Source organism: Myceligenerans halotolerans (assembly GCF_054782975.1).
The window spans coordinates 172,237-178,765 of record NZ_BAAGRL010000025.1; the positions used below are offsets into that span (position 1 = coordinate 172,237).

The 6,529-nt window shown below is 65.8% G+C and carries 7 protein-coding genes; 4 read left to right on the plus strand and 3 right to left on the minus strand.

Annotated elements, in window-relative coordinates; all coding sequences use genetic code 11:
- Positions 1-256 precede the first annotated feature (256 nt).
- From ACYVK5_RS17385 to ACYVK5_RS17400, 4 genes are all read left to right on the plus strand, one after another.
- Complete coding sequence (locus ACYVK5_RS17385) at positions 257-535, plus strand: hypothetical protein (RefSeq protein ID WP_460707208.1); 279 nt, start codon at positions 257-259, stop codon at positions 533-535.
- A gap of 787 nt (positions 536-1,322) precedes the next feature.
- Positions 1,323-2,864, plus strand: coding sequence for a PfkB family carbohydrate kinase (locus ACYVK5_RS17390; RefSeq protein WP_460707209.1), 1,542 nt, complete (start codon positions 1,323-1,325; stop codon positions 2,862-2,864).
- On the plus strand, positions 2,851-4,494 hold the full coding sequence (locus ACYVK5_RS17395; protein ID WP_460707210.1) for a PfkB family carbohydrate kinase: 1,644 nt from the start codon (positions 2,851-2,853) through the stop codon (positions 4,492-4,494). Before ACYVK5_RS17390 ends, ACYVK5_RS17395 begins: the two co-directional genes overlap by 14 nt.
- A 143-nt stretch (positions 4,495-4,637) precedes the next feature.
- On the plus strand, positions 4,638-4,778 hold the full coding sequence (locus ACYVK5_RS17400; RefSeq protein ID WP_460707211.1) for a hypothetical protein: 141 nt from the start codon (positions 4,638-4,640) through the stop codon (positions 4,776-4,778).
- A gap of 379 nt (positions 4,779-5,157) precedes the next feature.
- Here ACYVK5_RS17400 and ACYVK5_RS17405 read toward each other — a convergent pair whose 3' ends face one another.
- The 3 genes from ACYVK5_RS17405 to ACYVK5_RS17415 are packed head-to-tail and all read right to left on the minus strand — an operon-like array spanning position 5,158 to position 6,384.
- Positions 5,158-5,883 (minus strand): hypothetical protein, encoded by a 726-nt coding sequence (locus tag ACYVK5_RS17405; protein WP_460707212.1) that lies wholly within the window; start codon positions 5,881-5,883, stop codon positions 5,158-5,160.
- The gene (locus tag ACYVK5_RS17410; protein ID WP_460707223.1) at positions 5,855-6,058 is read right to left on the minus strand and encodes a hypothetical protein; all 204 of its coding nucleotides are present in this window, start codon (positions 6,056-6,058) and stop codon (positions 5,855-5,857) included. The genes ACYVK5_RS17405 and ACYVK5_RS17410 overlap by 29 nt, the downstream gene beginning before the upstream one ends.
- Entirely contained in the window at positions 5,986-6,384 is a 399-nt protein-coding gene (locus tag ACYVK5_RS17415) for an NUDIX domain-containing protein (RefSeq protein WP_460707213.1), read from the minus strand. The genes ACYVK5_RS17410 and ACYVK5_RS17415 overlap by 73 nt, the downstream gene beginning before the upstream one ends.
- Between the last annotated feature and the right edge of the window lie 145 nt (positions 6,385-6,529).

The window sequence follows — 6,529 nt, forward strand, 5'->3', positions numbered from 1 at the left end:
TTCGGTGGAGGGCTCGGCCGTGGACGGGCGTGCTATCCGTAGCGCGGTCGCGGAGTTCGAGGACGCCGCAAGATCGAGTCTTGAGCCGTGCGCTGCGATGTCTACGGACAACACCCCTCGACCCAAGCATCCGGACGAATAGGAGCAAAAGGTCCACTGAGGACCCGGATGTTCCCGGCGTGCCAGGTCATGCTTCCCGGCCTTCACAGATCCGCGTCCACTGGCTGGGCGTGGCGGACTTCATGGTCTCGATCCGGTGGACGGGCGCGCGGTCCGCACCGCACCGTGGGACCTGGACGACGTCGGCCTCCTCGCTCGGCTCGCACTCCGGATCGGCGAACACGCGGCGCCGGAGGGTGACGAGTTCCCCGACTTCGCCGCGAAGTGGTGGCCGCACGCTGAACTGCTGGCCGATGAGCGGCCGGACGGCCTGTCGACCTACGACCCGTGGTTCGCCGAGCACCTCGACGTCATTGCGCAGCTCGCCGCACACGACCGGCAGGCCGAGGCCGGATCGCGTGGCTGCGGGAGCTGACTGGAGCGCGCTGAAACGTCGAGCGCACTCGCTCGCGGGCCTTTGCCGTTGGCAGCGACGGCGGCGATCGGCTGGAGTCGAGTGAACGGACCTGGGGCTGGCTATGGAGCCGAGTTTGAGCAGCGTTGGGAGACGAGTTCGAGCAGCACCTGCTCGTCGGCGAAGTCGGTGGAGATGACTTCCAGCAGCACCCCATTGGACCCGCGCAACGAGGGATTCCGCCGATCCCTGCCAACCGCGACGGCGCGGACGGAGTCCAGGCTGGCCGCAGGCCACCCCGAAGGGGCTGCAGGGCCTTGACGCCGACCGGGACGGAGCCACCATCAACGGCCACGGCGGAATCCCGGATCCGCGACCGACCGCTGCTCGAACTCGGCTCCACACCTCGGCGCCGAAGCAGGCGACCGCTGCTCAAGCAGTGCTCCAAACGCTGCTCGTTCTCACCTCCGTAGCCATGGGGCTGAGGTCTCGGCCGATGATCTGCTTGGTGGTGCAGTCGATCTTGTCGCGGCGGCGACCCTGGTCGTCGAGCCAGCGGCCGCGTTCGTGCAGGCGGCGTCCGTGCCGAACGGCCCCCGCCCGGCGTCCCGGGCTTCGTCCTCGGCCTCCGATACGCGGGGGTAGTGGTCGTGTGCCCAAGTCTGATCCTGTCTTCCTTGACACGGCTCACAAGGGCTGAAAGCCTTGCGCGACCTGCGGAGACATCGCTCTGGGCAGCCTGCCGGGCGGCCCGGCGACGATGTGGCCGCTCGTCCTTGCCCAGCGGCTGCCGACGGGGGTGAGCAACGTGCGCAAGTCCGGGTTCGCCTACGACGTCGTCGGAGTCGGCGCTCTCAACGTCGACATGATCGCCGGCGCCACGAGGATGAGCGAGTACACGGCGGAGCGGGTGGCTGAGACCACCGCGCGATTCGAATCCGGCATGGAAGGCCCTGTCGACTGGTCCACGTTCGAGGCGGCGCTCTCGCGGCTCGGCAACGCCTCGATAAGTTCGTCGCTCGGCGGATCGGCATGGCTGGCGATCTACAGCTTGGCCCGGCTCAACCTCGGAATGCGCCTGGGGTATGTAGGGGTCATAGGGAACATGCCGCGACCCGGGATCTCGTTCACCGGACAGATGAACGAGTACGCGATCGACCACCGGTGGGTCGCACGGGTCACCGACGCTATCGCGGGTACCTGCTTGTCCTACATCGACGACACGGACCGTCGGTTGCTGATCCATCCCGGTGCGAACTCACGGATGCACGAGCACCTGACTGACCACCGGGAACAGATAGCGGAGTATCTCGCGCAGTCGCGGTTCGTTCATGTCACGTCGTTCCTCGATCCCCTGACGCCCGGACCGCTCCTCGCGGTGCTGCGACGTGCCAAGGATCTCAATCCGGCGACCAGGGTGAGTCTCGATCCTGGCCACACGTGGGCGACCGAGCCGCCCGAGGCACTGGCGGGGATGCTGGACGTGGCGGACCTGCTCGTCGTCAACTATCGCGAGTTCCGTGCTCTTGGACGATACGAGTACGGCGAGACCGACGGCGAGGTCGCGACCCGGCTCCTGCGTTCCTGCAGGCCCGGCTGCACGCTCGTCGTGACGAAGCGATACGACGCCGTCGAGGTCTTCGGCCGGGGGCGTGACGGGCTCTCGTCCCGGACCTACTCGCCGGCCGCATTCCTGCGCGAGCTCGACGTCGAGGACGCGACCGGCGCAGGAGACATCTTCGCGGCGGCGGTCCTGGCCGCGCTTTCATCGGACAGATTGCAGGCCGACGCCGGTGCGGTGCTCGGGATGGCGTCAGCGGCGGCGAGGCTCCGACGTGGTGGTGCCGAACGCTCCATGCCAGATCTGTCCGGCGGTCTACGGCGCTGGTCGGACGGCCCGGTGGCTCCGTCGGGCGGGCAGGACGTCGTCGTCATGCACGACGGCCGTCATGACGCGCGGGCGGTACGTACGTTCCTGCACGATGCTTGTGGCTTGCCGGCCACGATGCTCGATGTGGGCCGGTACGGCTCCGCCGCGGATGCGGATCGGCGGCTCAGCGACGTCGCGCACGAGTGCGGATTCGCGGTGTGTCTCGTCAGCCCGGCGTCGTATCCCAACGGCGGGACGTCGAGTGAGGCCGATCAGCGACTGGTACATCGCATCGGATTCCTGCAGGGCAGATATGGTTTCGGAAAGGTCGCCGTCCTGGCCGAGAGCGGCGTCAACACGTTCTCCAACATCGCGGGAATCATTCGTATCGAGTACCGGGCCGGACAGGTCGACAGCACGTTCCCGGAACTGCGCCGGATGCTGGCCCGAGAGGGGATGATCGGTAGTGGCCAAGACTGAGGTTAGCGAGCTGAAGCAGGACGCGCTGTCGCTGAAATCAGTGTGGCGGCCGGACTTCGATGTCGTCGGCGTGGGTGCGATCAACCTCGACTACATCGTCGGCGCCGGAAGCGCGGAGCGTGGCGTTGCCGGACAACCTCTCCCGGCGCGAATCGCGCGGCTGATGGCCAGAAGGGGGCGAAACGTCGAGCCCGGCACCGAACACATGGTCGACGGTGAGACGGTCAGCGAGGTTCTGGAGGAGACGGTGTCGTCGTCGGCGCGATCCACGGTTCTCGGTGGCTCGTCGTTCAATGCGATCCAGGCGATCTCGCAGACAAGTCTCGGACTGCGGCTCGGCTACGTCGGTGTGTCGGGGCGGGTTCCGGTTCTCGGGATGTCAGCCGTCAAGCATCTCGACAGCCTCGGCGTCGACCGGAGTTTCGTACTTCAGGTGGACGAGAGCTTCTGCGGAATCTGCTTCTCCTACGCCGAGGACGGCGAACGTACGCTGCTCACGCACGCGGGGGCCAACACGCACATGGCCCTCCATGTCCGGGAGCGGTTCGACGCACTCGTCGAATACCTCGGGCGCGCCCGCGTCGTCCACATCACGTCGTTCCTCGACGACGACACGGCAGCCGAGATAACAAAGCTTGTCCGGGCCCTCCGTGAGCGATCGCCCGAGACGCGCATCAGCTTCGATCCGGGCCACGTCTGGACGTCGAATCGCACGCCCGACATCGACGCGATCGCCGCACGGAGTGACTACCTGCTGTTCAATCACCGGGAGTTCCGGGAATTCGGCGGAACCGGCTCAACAGACGATCTCGAGACAGCCGGCGCGATCCTGGACCGGTCGGGAAACGAGCGCACGACGCTGATCGTCAAGAACCCGAGCGGGATCCAGATGTTTCGCCGTCAACCGTCGTCGGACACCGGACGAGTTCCTCACGGAACACGTCGCGTCGAAGAGGCCTTCTACTCGCAGGTTCCGCTCGACGGCGCCGAGATCCAGGACGCCACGGGGGCGGGTGACATCTTCGCCGCCGGACTCTTGACGATGCTCACGTCGGACAGCCTCCAGATCGAACTCGGCTCCCTCCTCGGAATGCGGCTGGCGAGCCACAAATTGAGGCATGTGGGGATCCAGGGAACGCGGTTCGAAGAGGTCACGCGGGACTTCCTGCGTGCTCTCGGCCAGCGCCACGGGTCCGACCGACAGGGTGTCTTCATCGCGCACGGTGGACGTCCTGAGTGGCTGGCGGTGCGCTCTTACCTCGATGAGGTCCTTTCCGTGCCCGTGCAGTGGTTCGAGGCGAAGAGCTGGGCGGGAAGAACCGTGACCGACGCCATCAGCCAGAATCTCGAGCGGTGTGGCTTTGCCGTGTGCGTCCTGACAGCGGAGGATCTGACACCGGACGGGCGGCGCCTGGCCCGGCAGAATGTCGTGCACGAGGTCGGCCTGTTTCAGGGACGGTACGGGCTGGATCGGGTGGTGCTGCTCGTCGAGGAGGGATGTGACTTCGTGCCGACGGCGGCCGAGGCGCGCACGATCACCTTCCCGCCGGGCAAGATCCAGTCCGCGCTGTACAAACTCGAGGTCGCGCTCCGCGAGAGCGGGCTCGTGGGAGGCGAGACTGTCACCTGATCGCGATCACGAATGGCGGGGTGTGCGGGGCATTGGCCGTGCATGCATGGCGGGGGCTGACGGCTGACGCATTGGTGTGAAGTCAGGCTGGTGGTATCGCGTGATGGTGGGCGTCGCGGACGTGTCGCTGGAACAATCGGTTCATGCTCGATCGGATTGAGCGAGAATCCACGTCCCGTTTGCTTGCCGCGTACGCGGAGATCCTCGCTGAGCTACGCCGCCGAGGTGTCGTCCGGTCCGCGAACGCACCCGCCGGCGATCTGGCCGAGACACTCGTCGCGTGAACTCGCGCCTATGAAGTCCCAGAAATCGTGGGACGTCGTAGCTGACGGACGGCGGCTCCAAGTCAAGTGCGAGGTTCGCGCCGAGGGCCGCAGGCCTGGGCAGTTCTCGCTCTTCCGCAGCTGGGACTTCGAGGCCTGTGTATTCGTCATCCTTGACGCGCGTACGTACGACGTCGTCAGCGCCGTCGAGGTGCCCGTGGAACAGGTGCAGCGTGTTGCCTCGTGGACCCAGCACGTCAACGGTTGGCAGCATCGTGGCGCGTCGAACCTGTTCTCGGGCCGAGTGGGGCGGGGCGGCTGCCTGCGCCACACCGTACGGTCTACCGATGGGCACACGACGCATCGGACTGAGTGGCCGGTCTCTGCGGTGGGCGCTCTGCTACCAGCGACTGAATGATCCCAAGTCAGGAGTAGGCACCGGCTCTGGGGCGGTCACCAGCCAGCCCTCCTTTCTCAGCACCTCCGCCGCTTCCGACTGAAGATCCCGTACGGCTGCGCGCAGCTGACGGATACGCCATCGCTGCCTCCCGTCACGAATCGCGTCCTCCCAGCTTGCGACGTGATCGACTCCGCAGTCTCGGATCAGCATCTCGAGGACATCTTCCAGGCAAGGTCGGAAACGCTCTCCGCCCACGGGAAGGTGCACGGTAGACAAATCGTGTGGACGTCGCACAAGGCGCGAGTTGTTCGCGTTTGCCATGGTCAGCAGGTGTGAGAAGGCTCCCCGTTCTGCGTGAACCTGCCAGTGAGCGACGGGGTCCTTTCGCATGTCTGCCAGGTACTCCAACCGCAGCAAGGGTGTGCGGTCGAGCGTTGAGAGCACGGCGATGTCCGAGCGGACGGTCTTGAGGTGCTCACCTGAACGGTCAAGCGTTTGGAACAGAGTGAACGACAGGTCCGCCAGGTGGGTACCTGCAACCTTCAACGGGATCGACCGGACTGCTGCGTTCTGGCCGCCAGGCCGTACCGCGAACCTATCGCCAAGTTCGCCAGCAACGATCTGTCGGTTGACTCCGATCGTATTCTTGATGAGTTCCCCGATCTCGCCGGCGAACTCCTGCGATTTGCGCTCCAGGTCAGAAGTCGTCTCCGGGATCGATGTCATTGAGCAGGAATCCAATCTCCCTCAGTTCTGAGATTGCCTCCCACTCGTCGCCCGAGAGTGACTCGTATCGAGCTCGATCCCGCAGCTCCTCGATCGGCATGCCTACGGCCGCAAGGATGGTCGCTCGGCGAGCCTCGAGTTCTTCCCGGGTGTACCTGATGACCAGCGGTGCCATGGTTTCCCCTCCCGGACGTCCGATCCCCATCCTCCACCAGCTCGCGGCTTCGGTCCAGGGTCGTTCTCAAGTGTTTTGGCAAACTCGTGTAGTGCACTCAGGGTATGTGTAGGAGTCGCACTCTGCATCCCGAAGCCGGTGACGGTCACCTCAGCCGCAAGCTCCTCGACGAAATCACGGGCCAGGGCCGACTCGACAGGCTCGCCCGGCTCGACATGCCCGCCGGGCAGGATGGGCCACTTCTGGCCCTTCCTGCGGACGGTGAGGATCGCGCCGCCGTTACGGACGATGGCGCGAGCGATGAGGGCGGTGTGCGGAGCGGTCACACGGATCTCCGATCGTGGTGGTTAGGGGGAAGCGTCTACGGTCCGCGGAGCGGTCGGAACGGAGCGGCTTCGGCAGTTGTCGGTCAGGGCTTCGGCAAAGTCGTGGCTATAGGAGCGGTGTGAGGGTGTCTTTGCTGTTGAGACG

Excerpts from the sequence above, each read along its gene's own strand:
- ACYVK5_RS17400 (WP_460707211.1), top strand. The coding sequence starts at position 4,638 with ATGCTCGATCGGATTGAGCGAGAATCCACGTCCCGTTTGCTTGCCGCG.
- ACYVK5_RS17410 (WP_460707223.1), bottom strand. The coding sequence starts at position 6,058 with ATGGCACCGCTGGTCATCAGGTACACCCGGGAAGAACTCGAGGCTCGC.
- ACYVK5_RS17405 (WP_460707212.1), bottom strand. The coding sequence starts at position 5,883 with ATGACATCGATCCCGGAGACGACTTCTGACCTGGAGCGCAAATCGCAG.